The following is a 23,602-nucleotide window of genomic DNA, read 5'->3' on the forward strand; positions in this document are numbered from 1 at the left end:
CGCTTTTCCTGGAATGATCTAAACGGCAAATGGAATTCACTGGTGGATTGTAGCGACGATCCGCCCAGGATTTTCTCCCGAGAGAGGCGATCCCCGGCTTCGGCCGGGGTCGCCGCGGGCATAGGCCACGCAAGACCCGGCCAAGGGACAGGTGATCGCCAATGAAAAGAATTCTATCGAGCATTACGGATGGCAGGGGCTTCGATATCGGCCTTGTGAGCTTGCCGCTCGCATTCCTGTTCGTCCTCTCCGGACTGCCCCTAGTCTACAATGTCGTGATGAGCTTCCAGGAAGTCGACATGTTCAGCCTCGGCAGCTTTTCGCGGCCGTTCGTGGGCTTCAAGAATTATATCGACCTTTTCGCTCAACCCGAAACCTGGCCCATTCTCCTCAACACGGCCATCTTCGTGACCGCCTCGATCGCCGGGCAGTTCCTCATAGGCTTCGGTCTCGCGCTGTTCTTCTGGGTCAATTTCCCCGGTGCGTCGTGGCTGCGCGGCCTCTTCCTCGTCTCCTGGGTCATGCCGGGCCTCGTGGTCGGCGCCATCTGGAACTGGATTCTCTCGGGCGATTTCGGCGTCCTCAATTTTCTGCTGCGGGAAACAGGCGTGATTTCCGGCAACATCTTCTGGCGTTCGGACCCGAACTATTCGCTCTGGGCCGTGATCATCGCCAATATCTGGCTCGGCACGTCATTCAACATGATCCTGCTTTCGGTCGGCCTGTCAGGTATTCCGAAGGACCTCTACGAGGCGGCCGAGCTCGACGGTGCCAATGGGTTCCAGCGCTTCTGGACGATCACTCTGCCGATGATGCGCTCGACGATCGGTGCCATTGTCGCGCTCGGGCTCATCTTCACTTTGCAGCAATTCGATCTCTTCGCCGCCATCACGTCCGGAGGGCCGAACAATACCTCCAATGTCACGCAATACTGGGCCTGGGACCTTTCTTTCCGCCAGTATGATTTCGCCAAGGGCGCGACGATCTCGGTGATCATGATCGTCTTCGTGATGTTCGCCTCCGTCGTCTATGTCCGCTCAACGCGCCATGAGGTCAGAGGATGAGTGACACTTTCCGCAACCGGTTGATGCTGGCTGTCGCGCTCGTGCTCGCCGCCATCTATCTCTTCCCGCTCTACTGGATGTACATCACCGCCCTGAAGACCGGGTCGGCGATGTTTGCGACCCCGCCGAAATTCTGGCCGAGCGAGCCGCAATGGAGCATCTACGCCTTCGTCTGGGAGAGCCGCAACATGGCGCGGTATCTCTGGAATTCGCTCGTCATCGCTTTCGGCTCGGTGGCACTGATCGCCGTGCTCGGCGTCGGTTGCGCCTATGTGCTCGCGCGCTACCGCAACGTCTGGGTGGACATCGGGCTGTTTCTCATCCTGATGCTTCAGGTGTTGCCCGCATCGCTGATGGTGACGCCGATTTTCGTCGGCTTCTCGCAAGTGGGCCTCCTCGATACGCCGCGTCTCGCCGTGATCCTGGCGATCGCTGCCAAAAGCATGCCCTTCTTCGTGGTCCTCGTCCGCGCGACCTTCATGAGCGTGCCGATGGAGCTCGAAGAGGCAGCGCTCGTCGACGGCAATTCGCGGATCGGCGCCTTCTTCAACATCGTGCTGCCGCTCGCCCGGAACGGCATTCTCGTCAGCGCGATCCTGATCTTCATGCAGGCCTTCGGCGAATTCGTCTATTCGAAATCGATGATCCAGGCCGTCGAGCTGCAGCCCGCAAGTGTCGGCCTCAACACCTTCATGGGGCCGAATACCAATGAATGGAACAATATCATGGCCTATGCCACGATCTATGTGACGCCCATCCTTGCCGCTTTCATCCTCTTGCAGCGCCGCATCGTTTCCGGCCTCACTTCAGGAGCCCTCAAATGACCCTTCAGATCGAGCTCAACGGCGTCAACAAATTCTACGGTTCCTACCACGCACTCAAGGACATCGATCTCGCGATAGAGGAGGGGACCTTCGTTGCCCTTGTCGGGCCTTCCGGCTGCGGCAAGTCCACGCTCCTGCGGTCTCTGGCCGGGCTCGAGAAGATTTCGGCCGGTGAGATGAAGATCGCCGGGGCGCGGATGAACGACGTTCCGCCGCGCAAGCGCGACGTCGCAATGGTCTTCCAGTCCTATGCGCTCTATCCCCATATGACGGTGGAGGAGAATCTGACCTACAGCCTGCGCATACGCGGCGTGAAAAAATCGGAGGCGCTGAAGGCGGCGGCCGAAGTGGCGACGACCACCGGTCTTTCCCACCTCATGAAGCGCTATCCTCGCGAACTCTCCGGCGGGCAACGCCAGCGGGTCGCGATGAGCCGCGCCATCATCCGTCATCCCAAGGCATTCCTCTTCGACGAGCCCTTGTCCAATCTCGATGCGGCGCTGCGCGTGCATATGCGCAAGGAGATCCGGGCGCTGCATGACCGGCTGGGGGCGACCTCCGTCTATGTGACCCACGATCAGATCGAGGCAATGACCATGGCGGACCATGTCGTCGTCATGCGCGACGGGGTCATCGAGCAGCAGGGCCGCCCGCTCGATCTCTACGACAGACCGGCCAACCGCTTCGTTGCAGGTTTCATCGGCTCGCCGGCGATGAACTTCATTCCGGCGGTCGTGGAGGCGGACGGCAGCCATTTGGCTCTCGACCTCGGCGCCACAAGGGCGAGGTTCTCGCTCATCGACCCGGTTCGGCCGGGGGCATCGGTCACGGTGGGCATTCGGCCGGAACACATCCGCATCGTCGGCGCCGGGCAGGGTGCATTCGATATTCCCGTCGGCGTCGTGGAGTCGACCGGCTCGGCCACCTACATTACCTCCGCGACCCAGCCGGAACTGATGGTCGTGGAGACCGGACGCTCCGCTGCATCGGGCGGGGAGCTTATCGGCCTGGCGATAGACCCGAAGCAATTGCATATCTTCGATGCCGAAACGGGCAAGCGCCTCGAACCCAAAAAAGCGCAATTTGACGCCCAAATTACGCCTCGCGCCGCCACTCATCCCGCTGCCGCGACTTTCTCCCCGTCGTGACGGGGAGAAGGGCAAGCGGCTGCGTCACAGTCCTCTCAGCGGCTTGTAAGTGAGACAGGGGGTCCGCGAGTCCCCTTCGCCCGCCTGCGGGGAGAAGGTGGCCGGCAGGCCGGATGAGGGGCCATCGCTTCGCTAACTTTCCCGCCCCCTCAGATCCATGATCAACCGCTCCTGACCGACGCGGATCACGTGTTCCATCGCGTTGCGCGCGCCTTCCTCGTCGCGGCGCCGGATTTCCTCGACGATGCGGATATGCGCGATCGCGACGCGGTCGATCTCCGTTTCATCGGCTGTCGGGCTGGTAAGCTGAAAAACGCCCATCAGCGCCGCCTCGATCAGGCTGCCGACCGTCCGCATGAACGGATTGAGCGAGGCTTCCAGGAGGCGGAGGTGGAATTCGAGATCTGCGAGCGCCAGCGTGTGGGGGCTGTGGCCGGCATCGCCCATCGCGACGGCAAGCCGCATCATCCGGGCGATGTCCGCGTCGCTGGCGCGGCGCGCCGCCAGTGCCGCCGCATAGGGTTCGAGGGCTAACCGCACCTCGCTCACATGACGCAGGAAATCCTCGTCGACACCGGCGCCGAAATGCCAGGTTAGCACGTCGCTGTCGAAGAGGTTCCAGTGCGCCCGGGGCAGCACGCGCGTGCCGATGCGGGCGCGGGCGACGACGAGGCCTTTGGCGGCAAGCGTCTTCATCGCTTCGCGCAGTACGGTGCGCGATACGTTGAAGCGCGCGGCGAGATCCGTGTCGCCCGGCAGCGTCTCGCCGATCGCAAACTCGCCGCCGACCACCGCCTGGCCAAGCTCCTCGACGACGAGCCTGTGGCTCGTGCGTTTGCCGCGTTGGCTTCCGAAGATTCCCGGCATGGCGCGCGAACCCCGCGGCTACGCCCGCTGCCGTTCGGGGCGCGACAGGTGGATGATCCCCTTCTGCAACAGGATGAAGGCAAAGAGCAGGAGACCGATCAGGATCTTCGTCCACCAGCTCGAAAGCGTGCCGTCGAACGTGATGTATGTCTGGATGAGACCCTGGATGAGGATGCCGACCAACGTTCCGGCAACGAAGCCGGATCCGCCGGTAAGCAGTGTCCCGCCGATGACGACGGCGGTGATGGCGTCCAGCTCGACGCCGACGGCGGCCAGCGAGTATCCGGCGGAGGTATAGAGCGAGAAGACGATGCCCGACAGGCCGGCGAGCAGCCCGGACAGCGCGTAGATCCGGATCGTGGTGGCGGCGACCGGAACGCCCATGAGCTTTGCCGTCGCCGTGCCGCCGCCGAGCGCATAGATATTCGTGCCGAAGCGGGTCCGGTGGGCGATGAGAATGCCGACCGCGAAGACGAACAGCATCAGGCCGCCTATGAGGGTGATGCGCCCGCCGCCGGGCAACTTGAAATAGAGGCTCTTCAAGGTCGCGTAGAAGGGGTGCTTGATCGGAATGGAGTCGATCGACAGTACGAAGGCCATGCCGCGGGCGAGGAACATGCCGGCGAGCGTAACGATGAAAGCCGGCATTTCGAGATAGTGGATGATCGCCCCCATCAGCGCTCCGAACAGCGTCGTGATGGCCAGCAGCAACGCGAAGGCGACGAGCGGATGCATGCCGCCATGCTCGAGTACGACGGCCAGAAACACACCGGCAAATGCGATCACAGCGCCGATCGACAGATCGATGCCGCCCGAGAGGATGACGAAGGTCATGCCGACGGCGGCGATGCCCAGAAAGGCATTGTCGGTCAGAAGGTTTCCGATCACGCGGGTCGAGAGCATGTTCGGATACTGCGAGACGCAGAGCGCGTAACTTAAGACAAAGATCAAGATCGTCGCCGTAAGTGGAAGATATTTCTGCTTCATTTCGCTTCTCGCTCGGTCGGCTTGCCGGCTGCCTTCGGGATACTCAGAAACGAGACCCCCGTGCGGAAGCGCGGTGACTGGAGCACCAGGATGAAGATGATGATGGCCGCTTTGATGATGAGGTTGAACTCGGGCGGGAAGCCGGACAGGAGAATGCCGGTATTGATCGCCTGGATGATGACGGCGCCCAGCACCGACGCCGCAATGCTGAAACGGCCGCCGAGCAGCGATGTGCCGCCGACGACCACCGCGAGAATCGCGTCGAGTTCCAGCCAGAGACCGGCATTGTTGGCGTCGGCGCCCCGGATGTCGGCGGCGGCGATGATGCCGGCAATCGCGGCGCAGAGACCCGAGAGCACGTAAGCGGCCACGAGCAGGACGGGGGTGAGCACGCCCGAGAGCGTGCTTGCCTGCCGGTTGATGCCGATCGCTTCGATCAGCATGCCGAGCGCCGTCCGCCGAACGAGAAGGGCGACGAGCAGGCCGAAAACCAGCCAGATCACGATCGGCATGGGCAGGCCGGCAAAGGAACCGCTGCCGATGAAGATCAGGCCGGGATCATTGAAGGTTAGAATGGTTCCCTCGGTGATGAGCTGCGCTATGCCGCGCCCCGCCACCATCAGGACGAGAGTCGCGATGATCGGTTGGATGTCGAGGACGGCGACCAGAACCCCGTTCCAGATGCCGCAGACAATGCCGACCGCGAGCGTGGCGAGGAGGGTCTCGGCAAGCGAATGCCCGGACGTGATCAGCGAGGCGGCAACCGCGCCGCAGATCGCCATCACCGCGCCGACGGAAAGATCGATCCCCTTGGTGGCGATGACGACGGTCATGCCGATCGCCAGAAGAACGACGGGCGCGCCGCGGTTGAGGATGTCGATCATACTTCCATACAGACGACCATTCTGGATCTGAAGGTTTAGGAAACCGGGAAAGACGATTGAAATCGCTATGACAATGGCCGCCAATGCGATGAGCTGCGGCAGCAGGCGGCCGGCATAGGTCCGCATGATCGGAATCAAGATGCTTCCCTCCCGTTGGTCGCAGCGATCGCTTCGACGATCCGATGGGCAGTCAATTGAGCGCCCTCGAGTTCGGCGACGTGGGCGTGGTCGCGAAGGACCACGACCCGCGTGCTGTAGGCGACGAGTTCTTCTATTTCCGAGGAGATGACGATGAGCGACATGCCCTTCTCGCGCAGGCTCTCGATGAGCCTGATGATTTCGGCATGCGCCCCGACGTCGATGCCGCGCGTCGGCTCGTCGAGGATGAGCAGTTCCGGTTCAGTCGCGAGCCAGCGCGCCAGAACGGCCTTTTGCTGATTGCCGCCGGAAAGCAGCCTGATCGGTTTCTCGCGATCCGCCGTGCGGATATCGAGTGCCCGGATGTAGTGGTCCGCGAGCCGGTTCTGCTCCGCGCGCGGGATCGGGCGGGTCCAGCCGCGCCTTGCCTGCAGGGCAAGCACGATGTTCTCGCGCACGGACAGGTCGCCGACGATGCCGGCAGTCTTGCGGTCCTCGGGGCAGAAGCCGAACTTCTGCCGGATTGCGGCACGCGGCGAGGAAAGATCGACGGTCTGGCCGTCGATCTCGGCCGTACCGCTATCGGCGCGATGGGCGCCGAAGAGGATTTCGGCGGTTTCCGTCCGCCCTGAGCCGAGCAGGCCTGCCATGCCGACGACCTCGCCGGCGCGGACATCGAGATCGAAGGGGTCGATCTTTCCGCGGCGGCCAAAGTCTCGGAAACGGTAGCGTGGCTCACCCGCGACCGCGTCGGAATGGGCGGAATGGATCTCTGTCGCCAGTTCCCGACCGATCATCATTGCGATCAGCTCGCGCCGGTCGAGATCGGCCGCATTGCGCGTGCCGACCAACTGCCCGTTCCGCAGAACGGTGATGCGATCGGAGATGGCGTAGACCTGTTCCAGGAAGTGGGTGATGAAGATGATGCCGAGCCCGCGTTCCTTGAGACGGCGTACGATGCGGAAGAGCATCTCCACCTCGTGCGCGTCGAGGCTTGCGGTCGGCTCGTCCAGGATCAGAACCTTGCCGGAAAGATCCACAGCCCGGGCGATGGCCACGACCTGCTGGATCGCCACGGAATAGCTCGCGAGATCCCGGGTGACATCGATATCGAGTTCGTATTCCGCGAGCAGCTCTCGCGCCTTGCGATTCATGGTGCGCGTGTCCACCATGCCGAAGCGGCGGGGCTGCCGTCCGAGAAAGAGGTTCTCGGCAACGGTGAGGTTCGGCAGCAGGTTGACTTCCTGGTAAACGGTCCCGATGCCCAGCCTCTGGGCATCGAACGTGTCGCGCGGGTCGGCCTCGGCTCCGTCGAGCAGCATGCTGCCGCCATCCCGGCGGTAGGCGCCCGTCAGGCATTTGACAAGCGTCGATTTGCCGGCGCCATTCTCCCCGAGGAGCGCGTGAACCTCGCCGCGCCGCAGGTGAAAATCTACCCTGTCGAGCGCCTTCGTGCCGGGAAAGCCCTTCTCGATCCTTGTGGCCGAAAGGATATTGTCACTGCTGGTCTGCATGGCTGCCGTCTCTGGAATGCCGCCCGACGAACGAGCGGGCGTCCGTTCGATGGAATGGCCCGCGGCGGCTGCCGCGGGTTCTGGCGCACTGCGCTCGGCCCGAAAATCGGTGCCGATTTTCGGGCCGAGCGCTGAGCGGGATCAGTAGCCGAGGCCCTTCTTTTCTTCGTAGACCTTCATCGGGTCGTCGGCCTGTGTGTAGAGTTTCGATTCCGTCTGGATCCATTTCGGCGGCTCTTTGCCGTCCTTGAGGAAGGCAGCAAGCGCATCGAAGGCGGGGCCCGCCATGTTCGGCGTGAGCTCGACCGTCGCATTGGCTTCGCCGGCAGCCATTGCCTGGAAGATATCCGGAACAGCGTCGATCGAGACGACGAGGATGTCCTTGCCCGGCTTCAGACCGGCTTCCTTGATCGCCTGAATCGCGCCCACCGCCATGTCGTCGTTATGGGCGTAGAGCGCACAGATGTTCTTGCCACCGTCCTCGGCTTTCAGGAAGCTTTCCATCACTTCCTTGCCCTTGGTCCGGGTGAAGTCGCCGGTCTGGCTGCGGACGATCTTCAGATTGTCGTTGCCGGAAAGCGCCTGCTCGAAGCCCTTCTTGCGGTCGATCGCCGGCGAGGAGCCGGTGGTGCCCTGGAGTTCGACGACGTTGCACGGCTTGCCCGCGACGGTATCGACAAGCCATTTGCCGGCCACGCTGCCTTCGTGGACGAGATCGGAGGTGACCGCCGTCAGATAGAGATTGTCGGAGGCATCGACGGTGCGATCGAGCAGGATGACCGGAATCTCCGCGTCCTTGGCCTCCTCGAGAACTTCATCCCAGCCGGTTGCGACGACGGGAGCAAGCAGGATGGCATTCACCCCCTGCGCGATAAAAGAACGGATCGCCTTGATCTGGTTTTCCTGCTTCTGCTGCGCGTCGGCGAATTTTAGGTCGATGCCGCGCTCTTCCGCCTGCTGCTTCGTCAGCGTCGTTTCGGCTGCACGCCAGCCGGATTCCGATCCGATCTGAGAAAAGCCGACGACGAGTTCGGCGGCCGAAGCGCTGCCGAAAGTGCAGGCAGCAAGGATCGTTGCACTCGCAAGTGCCTTCACGATTTTCATGATTTCCTCCCAAAGAAAGCTGCTCTTCCATGCAGCTGACCGAGAAAAAATCATACTATATTACTTTTGTAAACTCACTTTTGTTGGCGGCGCGCCGGGCCGGTGGATTCGCCCACAGATCGTGCAGTGCGCGACATCCCGAAGGCACCTCCTCAAAGGACCGCCAATGTGCGGTTCGGAATGGCCCCGCGGTAGAGCTCCTGGATTCGCACTTTGTTTTCCAGCGCGATGATGATGTCTTCGCTGAAGTCCACACCGTGAAGCGCTGCGATCTCGGGAAGCCCCCCCGGCGTGAAGACATTGGCTTCCAGCACCTTGTCGCCGACTATATCGAGCCCGACCAGGAACATGCCGTCTTCGATGAGCTTGGGACGAAGCCGTTCCGCGATCTCGAGGATCTCAGGCGTAACCGTCGCGGCTTCGGGCGTGCCGCTCACATGCATGTTCGAGCGTACGTCGCCCTTGGCAGGAACGCGCCGGAAGGCGGCATAGACGCCGTCGCGCTCGAGCGGCCTGCCGTTCAACAGGAACAGACGAATATCGCCGGCGACCGCGTCGGGAATGTAGTTCTGCGCGATCAGGTAACCGCCGCCGCTGGCGACCTCGAAGATCTGGTTGAGATTGGCCTCGTCCTTGGAGTTGATCTTGAAGACGTTCTTGCCGCCGGATCCTTGCAAGGGTTTCAGGATAGCCCCGCCCGGATGATTCTCGATGAAGCCGCGGATTTCCTCGATGCTTCTCGAGATCAGGCTGGTTGGCCGGATGATCTCGGGGAACTCCTGAAAATAGAGCTTGTTCTGCGCGAGCGACAACCCGTCCGGGTCGTTTACGACCAGAATGCCGCGCGCGGCGGCGAGCCGCCCAAAATTCGTGCCGACATAAACCGCCCAGGGCCGCGTGTCCGCGTCTTCGGAAGGGTCGTTCCGCAGAAAGAGTACCTGCACCTCACGCAGATCGACTGTGCTGATCTGCGCCTGCTCGCCCTTGAGCGCTGTGAGCAGCGTCTCCGGCTTCTTCGGCTTCGTGCCTTTCAGCGTCGTTGCGCGGATCAGCAGACTGTCATCCTGGCGCAGCACGAAATCGCCCGGCGTGACGTAGCAGACCTCGTGACCGCGCGCGAGTGCGGCAAGCGCCAGCCATGTCGTCGTATAATAGGGGGCTTCGCCTTCGATCGAGTTGACGAAAAAAGCGATGCGCATGTGGGCCGCTCCTATTGCCGCAGCATATCGAGTGGAGCCATCCGCCCGCGCGCTCTGGCAAGCCGCGACGGCGCTTCCGGACCATCCAGAAACATAGGCCGAACCGAAGGACCGCCGAGCAGCCCGCGGGCATGCAGTTCCTGCATGACGGCAAAATGGGAAGCGGCGATCTTGCCCATCCAGAAGGGCTCGAGCGCGCCCCCTGCTGCGAGATGATCGAGCAGCTGCAGAAGTCCCCGCAGGTAGATCGCGTCCTTGACGAGACCACCGCCGCGATAAACGCGCAGAACAACATTGAAGGCGTCCGGCCTCTGGAATCCGTGTTCGTGGACGAGCAGGCGGTAGACCTCCGGCAAGGACGCGCCATCGATCATCGCGGCGCAGGCGAGCACGCGGGCGGCGAGGAGACGCAGCCGCTCGCTGGTCATTCCCCCCGAAAGATATTCCGCGAAGACCGCAAGGCCCTCCTGCATTCCTTCATACCCGGCAAGACCGGAGCGAAACAGGCGAAGCCCCTGCGCCGATCCATTGAAGTAGGTCAGGAGGTGAACGCCGATCTCGTGGCTGAGGATCGGATCGACGCGATCAGGCTCCATGATCGTGCTGCGCGCGATCAGGAGCCGCCTTCCCGAAACCAGCAACCCGGCGGGAAGATCGTCCCGCACCTCCACGAGCGCTTCGAAGCCCGCGTAGCGCTGGGCATATTCGGCAATCATCTCGCCCGCCCGCATTTCGACGAAATGGCTGCCGGCACGGCGTTCGGCGGGTGCTTGCGGGTGCGCGGCGACCTTCTGGGAGCGGGCGAGGATCTCTTCGGCCGCGTTGAGGAGGTTCGGCTCGACGGGACCGTACAGTGCACGGCCGAACTCGATGAACTTCCCCGTTTCACGGGCGGAGAGCATCGTCAGCTGCAGATCGAGTTCCTGCTGCTTTTCACGGTAGAGCTGGTAGAGCACCGGGTCTTCGAGGTGATCGAAGGGGATCGAGAACAGCGTCTTCTTTGCGGCTTCGATCTCGATGATCAAAGGCCGGTAGAGGAAACGCGGCGCGCGCGCGAAGTCGCTTGCCGCGAATTCGCTCCAGGCGGCTTCCGCGTTTATCGGCGTGACCGCGAGAAGAAAATCGAAGCTCGAGGCGACTTCGTCGATGCTGCGGTCGGTGCGCTCCACGGCATCGATGAATGCCTTCCTGCCGAGCGCGCGATGGGTCGGAAATTCGAGGCTGCGCGTCGAGCGGGCGAAGGCAGAGAAGGCGTGCAAGGTGGCATCGAAGATGCTCGCGATCAGTCGCTCGCGCACTTCCGGGAAGATCCGGCCGGAATTGTGCTGCCGGTAGACCGGTGCGAAACGAACCCGCATCGAAGGGAATGGCAGATCGAGCGTCTCTCCCTCCAGTGCGGATTCCTGCGGCCATTCATGGAGCTCGACCCGCGGCGTTCGGAACTTCGCGGGGATCGCTTCGACGGCGTCGACGAATGCCATTGCTGCGGCTCGGATATTTCCCTCGGCGCCGGCCATCACTTCGACCTTGAAGGGCGGCAGCAAAGGAGCATTGTCGGTCAGGAGCTCATCCTGGGCGAGTTCGTCCATTTCGAGCACCATGAAGGCGCCGAAGCGACGCTCGAGCAGTTTTCCGACGGCGGCGACGATAGGTTTCGCCGTGGCAGCGTCCGGTGCGAGCAGGTGAGAGGCGTTCGCGCGGACCACTTCGCGCGCCACAGGTGCCTCGTCGCTGCCTGATAAATGCACGCAGAGAAAGGGCAGGGCGCGGTCGATGTGGAGGCGTCCGCCGCCTTCGAACTCCTTGCGCACGGCTCTGCCTGCCTCGACTGCGGCCAACGCATCCGCCAGCCAGTCGGGTGGATCGGCCTCTAACTGGATGGGTGCGCGCGCAAGCTTCATCGACCTCGCTCCAAAGCGTCGATAAGTGCCGGCAGCGTCGAGGCGAGCAATCTTCTGAGCGCTAAGAGCACCTCGGGGCGCGGCTCGCCCGTCCATTCCTCCATGAAGACCTTCTTGAATTCGACGGCAATGGCGCAGCCCGTGTCGGGGAAGTGCTCATGGATGAAGCGCGTCTGCTCGCCTCGCCCCTGGAAGGCGATGTTTTCGCGCACGTCCAATGGTCCGCCGGGAAAATCGAAGGAGCGAAGCGCCGCCATGAAGCTGTCGACCACATGCGCCCATTGTCTGCGGTCCATCGAGATGGTGCCGATATTGATGTCCGGCGCATCGGTCGAAAGCGTCGGCTCCGCTTCAGGCCCGGCACGGCGGTGATTGTAGCTGTGGACGTCGAGGACGACGAAGCGTCCGTGGCAGCGTTCGATACCGGCAAGGAACGATGCCAGCATCTCATAATACTCGTCGTGCACGGAAAGGGATGCATCGACGAAGGCCTGCGGCGGTTCTTCCGCCCATACTTGAAGACCCCAGGCCTGTTCCGGCCGCAGGTAGACTGCGCCGCCGCGGGGACGGTTGACGTCGACTTCGAACCGCGAACGATGGACGATGATCCGGTTGGCGAAGTCGCGGATCAGGAACTCGGTGAAGGGGTCCTCCTCCCGCAGGCGTTCTTCTTCGGAAATAGCGAACATGCGCCGCACTGCGGCGCGCGTGGCATGACCGTCATGAATGGCGGTCGCGACGACGGGTGTATCGCCACGGTGCTGGGTCCACCAGGCGGATGTGGCGGGGGGCGTTAGATCCACCAACAGTTCTGAGGCAAGATTCATGTCCATCGCTTCCGCAGGCGCGTTCACGGATTACAATTCCGGATCGCGATTTCGGTTCCAAGCGCCTCAGGCACGATTGATCGTCGGAAGGAGGAGTTCCACTTCGCGCTGCATCTGCGGCGACAGCGTCTCGATGTTGCTCTTCCAGAAGTCCTCCGCCTCCTCGGGCTCGTTTTCCCAATTCCTGATCGAGGTCTGGTTATCGTCGATCACTACCCGGCGATGGCCGCCGAGGCGCAGGTACTCGGTCGCAAGTTTACGTGCGTTCGTCAGTTCCATGGCTGTACTCCAGGTCTTGAGATTTCGGGACGCCAGCCGGCTGCCACATATTCGAAAACGCTCCGGGCTCTTGGACGTTCCCGGTACATTGCGACTTTAATCTTGCTCCCGGCTCTTCCGGCCCGGAAGAAAAATCCGGTTTGACACCAATGACTAAGCCACCGGTCTCATGACGTCAGAAGCCGGTAGGCCAAATAGGCGACGACGAGACTTGCGCTGAAGCCGAGCGCCATGACGAACCCGTTTCTGACCAACAGTCCGAGGCCGAAGATGGCAACAATGGTCATTGGAACGTTCGTTAGAAAGGGGACGAATTCGAGAAGGGGAACGGGTACGGCCAAGAGGATGCAAATCAAGCCGGCGAGCCGGTCGAAGGGCCGCTGAGTCAAGGGGCGCAGTCCGCGGGTCAGCCATGGATCCAGCCAGAGAGACCACTTTTTGATCGTCCTGCCCGTCCCTTCGACAAGCCGGCGAGGGAGGGTCTTCCGGCGCAGAAACCGCGGCATCCAGATATGCCGCTGGCCGGCGACGATCTGCAGCGAAACGAAGGCGACGACCGCCGCGAGCAGCGTGGACGCTGCCGGGATCACCCCGGCCGGAGAGAGGTTTGCGCCTGCCGCCAGGACCAGAACGGCGCCGAAACTCCGATCGCCGATCAGGAGCAGCAATTCGCCGAGCGACAAAGACGGTTGCCGGGCCGCACCGGCGACGAGCGCATCGGCGAGAGCACCGATCGATGGAGCGTCCTTCCTGTCGCGCCGGCCGCCTGTTCGGATGGCATCGGTGGGGCGAGCCTTCATGAACCGATAACGCCTGACGCGATCGCATTGTTCGCGTCAGACGTGGTCCGTCAGGGGCGTGGCAGAAAATCTTATCCGCCGTCCGATGCGCTCCTCATGCCGCCTCGAGGCCGACTTTCTTGGGCTCGCCTTGCGGGGTGGGGGCGGTCTGCCTCAGGACACCCGGAAGGTTCTGGTAAATATCGAGATAATCGCGTGTCATCCGTTCGGTGGTGAACCGTCTCTCGAAGCTCTCGCGAACCTTGCGCCTGTCGAGTTCCAGCACGCGTTCGAGGCTTTCGACCGCTTGCTCGACCGTGTCGACCAGGATCCCCGACACACCGTCGTCGATCACCTCCGGCGCCGAGCCATAGCGGAAGGCAAGCACCGGAGTGCCGCAGGCCATCGCCTCGATCATCACCAGGCCGAAAGGTTCCGGCCAGTTTATCGGAAAAAGGAGTGCTGCCGCATTGCCGAGGAAGTCCGCCTTCTGGCTTTCGTCTATCTCGCCGATGTATTCGACATTGGAATGGCTTGCGATGAGAGGTTCGACGACTGCTTCCCAATAGGCGCGGTCCTGGGCGTCGATCTTCGCAGCGATCTTCAGAGGCATGCCGGACCGTGCGGCGATTTCGATCGCGCGGTCGGGACCCTTCTCCGGTGCAATGCGCCCGAGGAATGCCAGATATTCGCCAGATCGTCCTTCCCGCAGCGACAAGATCGTCGGGTCCAGTCCATGCAGCACAGTGCCCCTCCAGTTGACCGGAGGCATCGGCACTCGCTGATGCTGCGATATCGAGACCAAGGGGATATCCGGGAAGGCCAGATAGAAAGGCTGCAGATCGGGCAGATCGAGGCGTGTATGAAGTGTCGTCACCGTCCTGTCGGCGAAATCTCTGATCAGGGGAAAATGCAGGAATTCGATATGGAAATGCAGAACGTCGAATTGAGGCGCGCGACGGCGGACCTCTTCCAGCATCGCGATGTGATGGGGAAGGAAATCCTGCACTCGCGGATTGAGCCTGAGCGCGACATCGCAACAGGGCACCAGCTCGGCACTTGTAAGCGAATCGCCGCTGGCAAAAAGGGTCACGTCATTGCCCAGTCTTACGAGTTCTTCGGTAAGGCAATGGACGATTCGCTCCGTGCCTCCGTAAAGTTTCGGCGGGACGCGTTCTGCAAGGGGTGCGATCTGCGCAATTTTCATCGCTCAACTCCTGATATCGAGGGGCGTCGGCAGGACGTCCCTCGGCGATAAGAAGGATGTTCTCACCCCTGCACAATTGTCGGAGAGCCGCTCTTGTTCCGGAGTGCCAGCTGTGCTTGCAGAGTTGGGCCGCGCGCGCACACCTGCGGCTGCATGGGCGCCGGCCATGCAGCCGCAGGGAAGCCCCGAGCGCCGCTTCTGGTAGAGACGATGTGATGAGCAGAACCGATAGTTTTATGATGATGTCGATCAGTGAAGAGACCTGAGCGCCCATGACCGCAGCTTACGCCGGCCTCTTCCTCGTCGCCTTTGGGGCGGCCACCGTCCTGCCGTTCCAGTCCGAACCGTTGCTGGTGGGGCTGCTCGCTTCCGGCAAGTTCTCGCTCGTGGCACTTATTGCCGTGGCGAGCGCCGGCAATATCCTCGGAGCCGTATGCAACTGGTTCCTCGGGAGGTTCATCGACCGTTTTCACGACAGGCCGTGGTTCCCGGTGAAGGAGGCGTCGCTGGAGAGGGCAGGCGGATGGTACCGGCGATATGGCCGCTGGACACTCCTTTTCTCCTGGATGCCCCTTTTCGGCGACGCCTTTACCGTGATCGCCGGCGTGTTGCGTGAGCCGCTCTGGTCCTTCCTGATCCTCGTCGCCATCGCCAAGACAGGCCGATACGTCTTCCTTGCGGCGGCCACCCTCGGCGCTAAATCCGTTCTAGGCTTCTGATGCGCTTACGTCAGCTATATCCGGACGCCTCTCAGTCTCAGAGAATTGGCGATTACGCTCACCGAGGATAACGCCATTGCCGCCGCCGCGATGATCGGTGAGAGCAGGAGACCGAAGGCAGGATAGAGAATGCCTGCGGCGACCGGGACTCCCGCAGCGTTGTATAAGAAGGCGAAAAACAGGTTCTGCCGGATGTTCTTCATCGTCGCATGGCTCAACTGCCGTGCCCGTGCGGTTCCCTGGAGGTCTCCTTTGAGGAGGGTCACGCCTGCGCTTTCGATCGCCACGTCCGTCCCGGTACCCATAGCAATCCCGACATCGGCCGCGGCGAGCGCGGGCGCGTCGTTGACACCGTCCCCAGCCATGGCGACGATACGCCCCTGCTGACGCAGGCGCGCAACGATTTCGCTTTTGCGATCCGGAAGCACCTCGGCCTCGACCTCTTCGATCCCGAGCTTGCGCGCGACGGCATTGGCGGTCGTCCTGTTGTCCCCGGTGAGCATGACGACTCGGATACCTTCATTCATCAATGTTCGCATGGCGTCGGGGGTCGTCGCCTTGATGGGATCGGAAATCGCGAAGAGACCGCCGACGCGCCCCTCGATGGCCACGAAGATGACGGTTGCTCCTTCGCCGCGAAGCCGTTCGGCTTCGTTCGTGAGGGCCGACACATCGACGGCTTCTTCTTCCATGATCCGGTGACTGCCGATGATAAGCTTCCGGCTGTCGACCGAACCCGTGACGCCTTCGCCGACCGGGCTGTCGAAATCCTCCGCCTTGCCGAGGGACAGGCCGCGCGCCGCCGCGGCGTCGACGATTGCTTCTGCCAGCGGATGCTCGCTCGCCCTTTCGAGGCTTGCGGCCAATCGGAGAAGCTCGTCCTCGGGCAGCCCTTCGGTCGCGACGATCGACGTCACCCTGGGCTTGCCCTCGGTGAGCGTTCCTGTCTTGTCGACCACCAGCGTGTCCACTTTCTCGAACCGCTCCAGTGCCTCCGCATTCTTGATGAGCACGCCAAGCCGCGCTCCGCGCCCTACGCCGACCATGATCGACATCGGCGTGGCAAGACCGAGGGCGCAGGGGCAGGCGATGATGAGCACAGCGACAGCGGCGACAAGGCCATGAGTGAGCCGCGGCTCCGGTCCGAACCACATCCAGGTGGCGAAGGCGGTGACGGCGATCGCGATGACGGCTGGGACGAACCAGCCGGAGACCTCATCGGCCAAACGCTGGATAGGCGCGCGCGAGCGCTGCGCTTCGCCGACCATCCGCACGATCCGCGACAGCATGGTATCGCGTCCCACCTTGTCCGCCTCCATGACGAAGCCACCCGTCTTGTTCATCGTACCGCCTATGAGGTGAGCGCCGGCTTCTTTGGTGACCGGCATGGATTCGCCCGTGATCATCGACTCGTCCACCGAACTGCGGCCTTCGATGAGGGTGCCGTCCACAGGCACTTTCTCGCCCGGCCGTACGCGCAGCCGATCACCGACGGACACGGCTTCCAGCGGTACGTCCACTTCGTTCCCTTCACCTTCGATGCGGCGAGCGGTCTTGGGCGCGAGGTCGAGCAACGCCCTTATGGCGCCGCCCGTCTGTTCCCGGGCGCGCAACTCCAGAACCTGGCCGAGAAGCACCAGCACCGTAATCACGGCAGCCGCTTCGAAATAGACCGCAACCGCTCCGCCGCCGGAACGGTACGTTGCCGGGAACAGGCCGGGCGCTGTTGTTGCGACGACACTGTAGACCCAGGCCGCTCCCGTGCCCATGGCGATCAGCGTGAACATGTTGAGGTGTCGCGCGATGATGGACCGCCATGCCCTTTCGAAGAATGGCCAGCCGCCCCACAGGACCACCGGCGTGGCAAGGACAAGCTGCAGCCAGTTCGACGTTTGGTGTGTGAGCAACATATGAAGATCGAAGAGGTGGCCGCCCATCTCCAGTGTCAGCACAGGCATCGCCAGGACGAGGCTGATCCAGAACCGCCGACGCATGTCGGCGAGTTCCGGGCTCGGACCTGTTTCGGCGGTCACGATTTCCGGCTCCAGCGCCATGCCGCAGATCGGGCAGTTCCCGGGGCCGACCAATCTCACCTGCGGATGCATGGGGCAGGTGTAGATCGCTCCCTCTGTCTGATTGGCGACCGCATGCTTTTGCGCGCGAGCCGGGTTCTCGTCCTGGGCATTATGGTGGTGATGGTGGTGTCGATCCCCATGCTCTTGTTGACCTTCCATCAAAGTCTCCGTTCCGAATTGGACGCTATTTCAGCGAGGCGACGCCGAAGCGGGGATTGACCTCCGTATTCACTTGGGCGGACCCGTTCGCGATTTCCTCGATGATCGGGCAGTCCGGCCGATCGTCGCCGTGGCAATGGCCCGCGAGATGCTTGAGAGTTCGCGTCATTTCCTGGATGGCGGCTATCTTGCGTTCCAGTTCCGCGATGTGTTCGAGGGCGACCGCCTTGACGTCGGAACTCGCCCTGGACCGATCGCGCCAGAGAGCAAGGAGTTCCTTGATCTGCTCCACCGAGAATCCCAGATCGCGTGCCCGGCGCACGAAGCGAAGCGTATGGACGTCGTTGTCGCCGTAAGTCCGATAACTGGACGCGGTTCGAAGGGCGGGACTGATAAGCCCGATCTGTTCGTAGTAGCGGATCATTTTGGAGGAGACGCCGCTGGCTTTGGAGGCTTCGCCGATATTCATCTGTTTCTCCTTTTCTGCGAGCGTGGCTTGCGGCCGCAGCCGATCGCCCTCGCATCTACGTCTTCAGGCCGGGTTGACCGATTTCAGCCGCAGCGCATTGCCGAGGACGAAAACGCTCGACATCGCCATGGCCGCTGCCGCGAAAATCGGCGAAAGCAGGATGCCATTCACCGGGTAAAGGACGCCGGCTGCGACCGGTATGAGACTGACGTTGTAGGCGAATGCCCAGAACAGATTCTGCTTGATGTTCAGGATCGTCGCCTTGCTTAGCGCGATCGCCTTCGCAACGCCGTTCAGGTCGCCGGACATCAGCACGACGTCGGCGCTTTCTATCGCGATGTCGGTTCCCGTCCCGACTGCGATGCCGACATCCGCTTCGGCGAGAGCCGGCGCATCATTGATGCCGTCGCCGATGAACGCGACCGACCGGCCGCCCTGCCGAAGCTTTCTGATCGCCTCGACCTTGCCTTCCGGCAAGACCTCGGCGACGACCTCGTCGATGCCGAGCTTTCTGGCGATCGCCTCGGCGGTGCGGCGGTTGTCCCCGGTGATCATCGCCACCTTGAGGCCGAGCTCGTGCAGGGACCTGATCGCCTGAGGCGTCGTTTCCTTGACCGGATCCGACACTGCGATGATCGCCGCCAGCCGTCCGTCGATGGCCGCATAGAGCGGCGACTTACCGCTGGCGCCGAGCCGCTCGGCCTCGGTTGAGAAACCGGAAACGTCGATCCCGTTCGTGGCGAGCGCGCGGTCCGCGCCGACCAGCACCTGCCGCCCGGATACCGATCCGCTTACGCCAAAGCCGGGCGTCGCTTCGAAGCCGTTGACCGCGGCCGTTGCGATCCCTTTGGACTTTGCCGCCGACACGATGGCCTCCGCGATCGGGTGCTCGGAAAGCGTTTCGAGACTCGCGACGAGGAAAAGCACTTCGTCGGCCTCGAAGCCCTCTGCAGCGACGAGGTCGGTCAGTTCCGGGCGGCCCTTCGTCAAAGTCCCGGTCTTGTCGAGCGCGACCACATTGGCATCGCGCAGGCTCTGGAGAGCCTCTCCCTTGCGGAACAGGATGCCGAGTTCGGCGGCGCGGCCGGTACCGACCATGATCGAGGTCGGCGTCGCCAGGCCCATCGCACAGGGGCAGGCGATGATCAGGACCGCTACGGCATTCACGAGGGCGAATGAGAGCGCAGGCGAGGGGCCGAAAGTATACCAGGCGGCAAAAGTCAGCACCGCTGCGAGAATTACCGCCGGAACGAACCATCCGGTAACCCTGTCGACCAGGGCCTGGATCGGCAGCTTCGAGCCTTGGGCGGTTTCGACCAAGTTGATGATCTGCGCAAGCAGCGTGTCGCTGCCGACCTTGGTGGCCTTGAAGGTAATGGACCCGGTCTTGTTGATCGTGCCGCCGACCACTGCGCTGTCGGCCGTCTTCTGGACGGGAAGGGGTTCACCGGTGATCATCGATTCGTCGACATAGGAGCTGCCGTCGATGACCGTACCGTCCACAGGGATCTTCTCACCCGGCCGAATGCGGATGACGTCACCGGCAACGACCTCGCTGATTTGCGCCTCGACGAATTCGCCGCCGCGCAAGACGAAAGCCGTCTTCGGCTGCAGGCCGACGAGCCGCTTGATCGCCTGGCTCGTGCGACCCTTCGCCCGTGCTTCCAGATAGCGGCCGAGGAGAACCAGGGTGACGATGACGGCGGCCGCCTCGTAGTAGACATTCGCCGTTCCCGAAGGCAGAACTCGGGGAACGAAGGTCGCAACGACCGAATAGCCCCATGCGGCCGTGGTCCCGAGGACGACAAGCGAGTTCATGTCGGGCGTCCAGCGCAGAAGATTCGGCACGCCCTTCCGGAAGAATCGCAGCGCCGGTCCGAAGAGGACGAGCGTGGCGAGCACAAACTGAAGGTACAGGTTGTTTCGCATGCCGATCGTGCCCATGATGAACTCATGGACGCCCGGAATGAAGTGTGACCCCATTTCGAGCAGGAAGAGCGGAAGGGTCATCAGCGCCGAGATCGTCACCGCGGATTTGAGAGAGCCGAGCTCGGCTGCGCGATGGTCCTCGTCTCCTGCCGAAGCCTCGGCAGGCTTGGCCTTGCGAACCTCGTATCCGGCACCCCGGACCGCAGCTTCGAGGACGGACAGATCGACGGTCCCGGAAATCAAGCGCACGGTCGCCTTCTCCGTCGCAAGATTAACGGCTGCATCCGCAACGCCGGGGACGGCCTTCAGCGCCTTCTCTACGCGAGAAACACAGGAGGCGCAGGTGATGCCCTCGATCTGGAGTTCCTCAGTGGCGATCCTCGGCGCGTAGCCGGCATTCTCGATCGCGTGGAGAACCGCAAGCGTGTCCGGTTCTCCATCGAACTGAACCGTTGCCCGTTCCGTCGCCAGGTTGACATTCGCGGACGCGACGCCCGGCACCGCGATGATCGCCTTTTCGACGCGTCGGACGCAGGAGGCACAGGTCATGCCCTCGATGCCGAAGTCGGTGGAAACCGGAAGCGGTGCGGATTTTTCGATCTTTTTCAGTGCAGTCATCGGAACGTCCTTTCCAAACTGCACCCTTCATATTCCTTCCAATAATGGGAAGGTCAAGCGTCTTTGTGCGTTTTCTTCCGGGCGCACAAACCGTAGGGGGAGGCTTAGAGCAGTTCCAGGAAAGTGAGGACGGTTTTCGGCCCGGAAGCGCGTCGCTCTAAAGATTTAGAGCAGTTCAGTGCTTCAATGAAACACTGAACTGCTCTAGCGTTGCACGGAGTTCAGGCCCCTCGGCTGCAGCAGGCGTTGCTGGCGGACGCCTTGTAGCCGGCATCCTCGATGGCGGCGACAAAGGCAGCGGAACCAATGTCGGACTCGATAGATGCGGTTTTCGCCAGGAGGTCGACGGTGACCTTGGCGTTCGGATCGACCGATTTCACCGCCTTCTCGACGGTGCCGGCGCAGTGGCTGCAGGTCATATCGGATATGCTGAGACTGTACATGGAAACACCCTTGCTTCACGAAACCGCCACAGCATGCATCTTCCAACGATGTCAGGGTCAAGGCAGCGCCAGGATTTTGTTTTCGGGCGCTGCGGCGCGTTCGCCGGCGGGTCAGCGCCGATGCCGGCCGGTGCTCCATGCAAGAGCCAGCTGGCCGGCATTCATCCAACCGCGTCAGTGGCGAGACCACCCGGGAGCTGCAAACGGCTTCGACTTAGGCGCCGTCAGCCAGCCCGGCTCGGATGGCCGTTGGCTTCATTCGACGACGCAATCGTCAGACTTCGCGGCGGCTGCCTGCTCGCCTGACTGCTGAGCTTCGGCGTCCTGCTGCGACGTAGCGAGGTTCTTGTCTCCTCCGCCCTGTTGGTTAGCCAGAGGCATCGTCTGACCGTCCTTGCTGGCAGCATTGTTCTCGGTTTCCAGCGGGGCCTTGGTTCCGTCCTTGGCTATCCCCGGCTTTTCAGCATTGATGGAAGCGGTGGTGTCCGTTGAAGTCCCATCTTTGCAGGCGGCCGTGGCTGAACCGGATGCGAGGCCCGCAATCGAAATTGCTGTAAAGATCGTAGCGAGTACCCTCATTGTAATCTCCTTTATCTCCGAACCAGATGTGTGAAAACAAATCGGCAGGCCGATCGTTCCATGGCTTGCGCGGATCAAGGATTTGAAGGTCAGGAACCGTGATCTCACTTCGGACTTGTCGATCTGCGTCAGGTCGGCTACGCATTAATTTGATTATTGTAGGAAGATTGAAATATGGAAGAGCGACAAGCCCGATCGTCGTTCGCCGCCCTGTCGCAGGAGACGCGCCTGGGAATTGTGAGAACACTCGTCGTCGCGGGACCGGTCGGCATGGCTGCGGGTGCGATAGCAGAAAAGATGGGCGTCTCACCCTCGAACGTCTCCTTCCACCTGAAGGAGCTGGAGCGGACCGGATTGATCACGCAGAGGCGCGAATCGCGCTCGATCGTCTACAGCGCCAGCTACGACGCCCTTGCCGATCTTGTGAAGTTCCTGATGGAGGACTGTTGTGTCGGACACGCCAGCGTACGTGCATCACTGAACGGGCCAAACCCGTGTCGCGTGGCATCCTCCACGCCGGCCGAAGGCGGGAACGGCTGATATGAAGTCCGGGGTCCCCGCGGGCATCGTCGCCGCACTCGGCGTCACCCAGATCATCGGCTATGGCACGCTCTATTACAGCTTCAGCATCCTTGCGCCCGCAATGGCACACGACCTCGGCCTGACCGTCGAGCAAGTGTTCGGCGTGTTTTCCGCTTCGCTGCTGGTGGGCGGCCTATCGGCTCCGCTCGTTGGAAGATGGATGGACCGGTTCGGCGCCGCGACGATCATGACTTCCGGCTCGGCCGTCTCCGCTCTGGCTCTTTTGCTATGCGCCTGGTCTCCCTCGACGGCTGTGTTTGCCATCGCCATAGTCCTCCTGGAAGTGGCCTCCGGCATGGTGCAATATCAGGCAGCCTTTGCGGCACTTGTGGAAATCCGTCCCAAGGCGGCTTCACGCAGCATCACCTATCTGACGTTGATCGGGGGCTTCGCTTCGACGATCTTCTGGCCGATTGCCGCGAGTCTTGGAGAGTTTCTCTCGTGGCGAGAAATCTACATTGCTTATGCGGTGTTGAACCTGCTTGTCTGTCTCCCGCTGCATCGCTGGATCATGCGAAGCCGGACGCCTGCAGCGATCGAATCTGCCGGCCTGAACCGGGAAGCGATTGCCGGCGCGCTTCCGGCACAGGCAAGGCGGCGTGGCATGCTTCTTGTCTCGTTGGCCTTTGCCCTACAGGGGTTCACACTTTCCGCGATACTGACGCATATGGTTCCGATGCTGGGAACGATCGGCTTCGGGGCGGCAGCCGTGATGATCGGCTCGCTCTTCGGACCGTCACAGGTTCTAAGCAGGCTCATCAACATGACATTCGGCGCAAACTTGCTGCCGCCCATGCTCGCGACCCTGTCGGCCACGCTCATCGTGGCGGGTGTCGTCGTCCTCGGTCTTTCCGGAACCTGGTTGCCAGGGGCTGTGGCCTTCGCGATCTGTCTCGGTCTCGGATCGGGCATCAACAGCATTGCGCAGGGATCGCTTCCGCTCTGGCTGTTCGGATCGGCCGGCTATGGTGCGATTACGGGAAGAATGGCCGCCGCACGGCTGGCGGCAGGCGCGTTGGCACCCTTTGTCTTCTCCGTCCTGATGGAACGTTTCGGCACCGATGTCGCCTTGTTGGCCAATGCCTGCCTCGGCGCGGTAGGTATGGGAGCCTTCCTGGCGGTAGCATCGGCCGCCAAACGTCGGCCGGACGCTCTCACGCTTTGACGGAAAACCGTAAACCACTTTCCTGGTGCGATTGCCCGAGATGCGGACATTTATCGCGCAATTTTGACAATGAAGTCAGATTAGGTGAGGGGACTTGGAGTCCAGTCACCGTCTACCCAAGGAGGTCAGCTCTTGGGTAGAC

22 protein-coding genes are annotated in these 23,602 nt (G+C 62.2%); 6 read left to right on the forward strand and 16 right to left on the reverse strand.

All coding sequences use genetic code 11. The features are described 5' to 3' along the window. The first annotated feature begins 161 nt into the window (after positions 1-161). Genes M1D34_RS20035 through M1D34_RS20045 form a run of 3 tightly spaced genes read left to right on the forward strand, consistent with a single transcriptional unit; the run spans position 162 to position 3,036 of the window. Complete coding sequence (locus tag M1D34_RS20035; RefSeq protein WP_498783919.1) at positions 162-1,064, forward strand: carbohydrate ABC transporter permease; 903 nt, start codon at positions 162-164, stop codon at positions 1,062-1,064. Then, positions 1,061-1,888: a carbohydrate ABC transporter permease gene (locus M1D34_RS20040; protein WP_004434577.1), complete on the forward strand. Its 828-nt coding sequence runs from the start codon at positions 1,061-1,063 to the stop codon at positions 1,886-1,888. The genes M1D34_RS20035 and M1D34_RS20040 overlap by 4 nt, the downstream gene beginning before the upstream one ends. Further along, the gene (locus M1D34_RS20045; RefSeq protein WP_498783922.1) at positions 1,885-3,036 is read left to right on the forward strand and encodes an ABC transporter ATP-binding protein; all 1,152 of its coding nucleotides are present in this window, start codon (positions 1,885-1,887) and stop codon (positions 3,034-3,036) included. The genes M1D34_RS20040 and M1D34_RS20045 overlap by 4 nt, the downstream gene beginning before the upstream one ends. A gap of 132 nt (positions 3,037-3,168) precedes the next feature. On the opposite strand, the gene M1D34_RS20050 is transcribed toward M1D34_RS20045, so the two are convergent. From M1D34_RS20050 to M1D34_RS20100, 11 genes are all read right to left on the reverse strand, one after another. Then, positions 3,169-3,903, reverse strand: a complete 735-nt coding sequence (locus M1D34_RS20050; RefSeq protein ID WP_498783924.1) for a FadR/GntR family transcriptional regulator — start codon at positions 3,901-3,903, stop codon at positions 3,169-3,171. Between the two features lie 18 nt (positions 3,904-3,921). Then, positions 3,922-4,890 carry a galactofuranose ABC transporter, permease protein YjfF gene (gene yjfF, locus M1D34_RS20055; RefSeq protein WP_498783926.1) on the reverse strand — a complete coding sequence of 323 codons (969 nt, stop codon included), beginning with the start codon at positions 4,888-4,890 and terminating at the stop codon, positions 3,922-3,924. Continuing rightward, positions 4,887-5,900: an ABC transporter permease gene (locus M1D34_RS20060; protein ID WP_435372086.1), complete on the reverse strand. Its 1,014-nt coding sequence runs from the start codon at positions 5,898-5,900 to the stop codon at positions 4,887-4,889. Before M1D34_RS20060 ends, yjfF begins: the two co-directional genes overlap by 4 nt. A gap of 8 nt (positions 5,901-5,908) precedes the next feature. Then, on the reverse strand, positions 5,909-7,426 hold the full coding sequence (gene ytfR / locus M1D34_RS20065; RefSeq protein ID WP_498783928.1) for a galactofuranose ABC transporter, ATP-binding protein YtfR: 1,518 nt from the start codon (positions 7,424-7,426) through the stop codon (positions 5,909-5,911). 141 nt (positions 7,427-7,567) lie between these two features. Continuing rightward, entirely contained in the window at positions 7,568-8,530 is a 963-nt protein-coding gene (ytfQ, locus tag M1D34_RS20070) for a galactofuranose ABC transporter, galactofuranose-binding protein YtfQ (RefSeq protein WP_029964474.1), read from the reverse strand. A gap of 152 nt (positions 8,531-8,682) precedes the next feature. Then, positions 8,683-9,729: a glutathione synthase gene (locus tag M1D34_RS20075; protein ID WP_498783929.1), complete on the reverse strand. Its 1,047-nt coding sequence runs from the start codon at positions 9,727-9,729 to the stop codon at positions 8,683-8,685. 11 nt (positions 9,730-9,740) lie between these two features. Next, on the reverse strand, positions 9,741-11,630 hold the full coding sequence (locus tag M1D34_RS20080) for a flavohemoglobin expression-modulating QEGLA motif protein (RefSeq protein ID WP_498783931.1): 1,890 nt from the start codon (positions 11,628-11,630) through the stop codon (positions 9,741-9,743). Further along, positions 11,627-12,484, reverse strand: coding sequence for an N-formylglutamate amidohydrolase (locus tag M1D34_RS20085; protein WP_498783933.1), 858 nt, complete (start codon positions 12,482-12,484; stop codon positions 11,627-11,629). Before M1D34_RS20085 ends, M1D34_RS20080 begins: the two co-directional genes overlap by 4 nt. A 39-nt stretch (positions 12,485-12,523) precedes the next feature. After that, positions 12,524-12,736 (reverse strand): hypothetical protein, encoded by a 213-nt coding sequence (locus M1D34_RS20090; RefSeq protein WP_498783935.1) that lies wholly within the window; start codon positions 12,734-12,736, stop codon positions 12,524-12,526. Between the two features lie 167 nt (positions 12,737-12,903). Further along, positions 12,904-13,536: an exopolysaccharide biosynthesis protein gene (locus M1D34_RS20095; protein ID WP_498783937.1), complete on the reverse strand. Its 633-nt coding sequence runs from the start codon at positions 13,534-13,536 to the stop codon at positions 12,904-12,906. A 94-nt stretch (positions 13,537-13,630) separates the two neighbouring features. Continuing rightward, complete coding sequence (locus M1D34_RS20100; RefSeq protein ID WP_498783939.1) at positions 13,631-14,722, reverse strand: glycosyltransferase family 4 protein; 1,092 nt, start codon at positions 14,720-14,722, stop codon at positions 13,631-13,633. Positions 14,723-14,994: 272 nt separating this feature from the next. Here M1D34_RS20100 and M1D34_RS20105 point away from each other — a divergent pair, with 272 nt between their 5' ends. Next, positions 14,995-15,441, forward strand: a complete 447-nt coding sequence (locus tag M1D34_RS20105) for a YqaA family protein (protein ID WP_498783941.1) — start codon at positions 14,995-14,997, stop codon at positions 15,439-15,441. Between the two features lie 14 nt (positions 15,442-15,455). On the opposite strand, the gene M1D34_RS20110 is transcribed toward M1D34_RS20105, so the two are convergent. The 5 genes from M1D34_RS20110 to M1D34_RS20130 form a co-directional block, all read right to left on the reverse strand. Further along, positions 15,456-17,675 (reverse strand): copper-transporting P-type ATPase, encoded by a 2,220-nt coding sequence (locus M1D34_RS20110; RefSeq protein ID WP_498783943.1) that lies wholly within the window; start codon positions 17,673-17,675, stop codon positions 15,456-15,458. Positions 17,676-17,700: 25 nt separating this feature from the next. After that, the gene (cueR, locus tag M1D34_RS20115) at positions 17,701-18,144 is read right to left on the reverse strand and encodes a Cu(I)-responsive transcriptional regulator (RefSeq protein ID WP_498783945.1); all 444 of its coding nucleotides are present in this window, start codon (positions 18,142-18,144) and stop codon (positions 17,701-17,703) included. A gap of 63 nt (positions 18,145-18,207) precedes the next feature. After that, positions 18,208-20,691 carry a heavy metal translocating P-type ATPase gene (locus M1D34_RS20120; RefSeq protein ID WP_498783947.1) on the reverse strand — a complete coding sequence of 828 codons (2,484 nt, stop codon included), beginning with the start codon at positions 20,689-20,691 and terminating at the stop codon, positions 18,208-18,210. 221 nt (positions 20,692-20,912) lie between these two features. After that, positions 20,913-21,134 carry a heavy-metal-associated domain-containing protein gene (locus tag M1D34_RS20125; protein ID WP_498783949.1) on the reverse strand — a complete coding sequence of 74 codons (222 nt, stop codon included), beginning with the start codon at positions 21,132-21,134 and terminating at the stop codon, positions 20,913-20,915. A gap of 255 nt (positions 21,135-21,389) precedes the next feature. After that, positions 21,390-21,713 (reverse strand): hypothetical protein, encoded by a 324-nt coding sequence (locus M1D34_RS20130; RefSeq protein WP_498783951.1) that lies wholly within the window; start codon positions 21,711-21,713, stop codon positions 21,390-21,392. Positions 21,714-21,887: 174 nt separating this feature from the next. Here M1D34_RS20130 and M1D34_RS20135 point away from each other — a divergent pair, with 174 nt between their 5' ends. Further along, positions 21,888-22,253, forward strand: coding sequence for an ArsR/SmtB family transcription factor (locus M1D34_RS20135; RefSeq protein ID WP_498783953.1), 366 nt, complete (start codon positions 21,888-21,890; stop codon positions 22,251-22,253). Position 22,254: 1 nt separating this feature from the next. Continuing rightward, positions 22,255-23,460, forward strand: coding sequence for an arsenite efflux MFS transporter ArsK (gene arsK / locus M1D34_RS20140; protein WP_498783955.1), 1,206 nt, complete (start codon positions 22,255-22,257; stop codon positions 23,458-23,460). The last annotated feature ends 142 nt before the right edge of the window (positions 23,461-23,602 follow it).

This window comes from Ensifer sp. D2-11 (assembly GCF_054161295.1).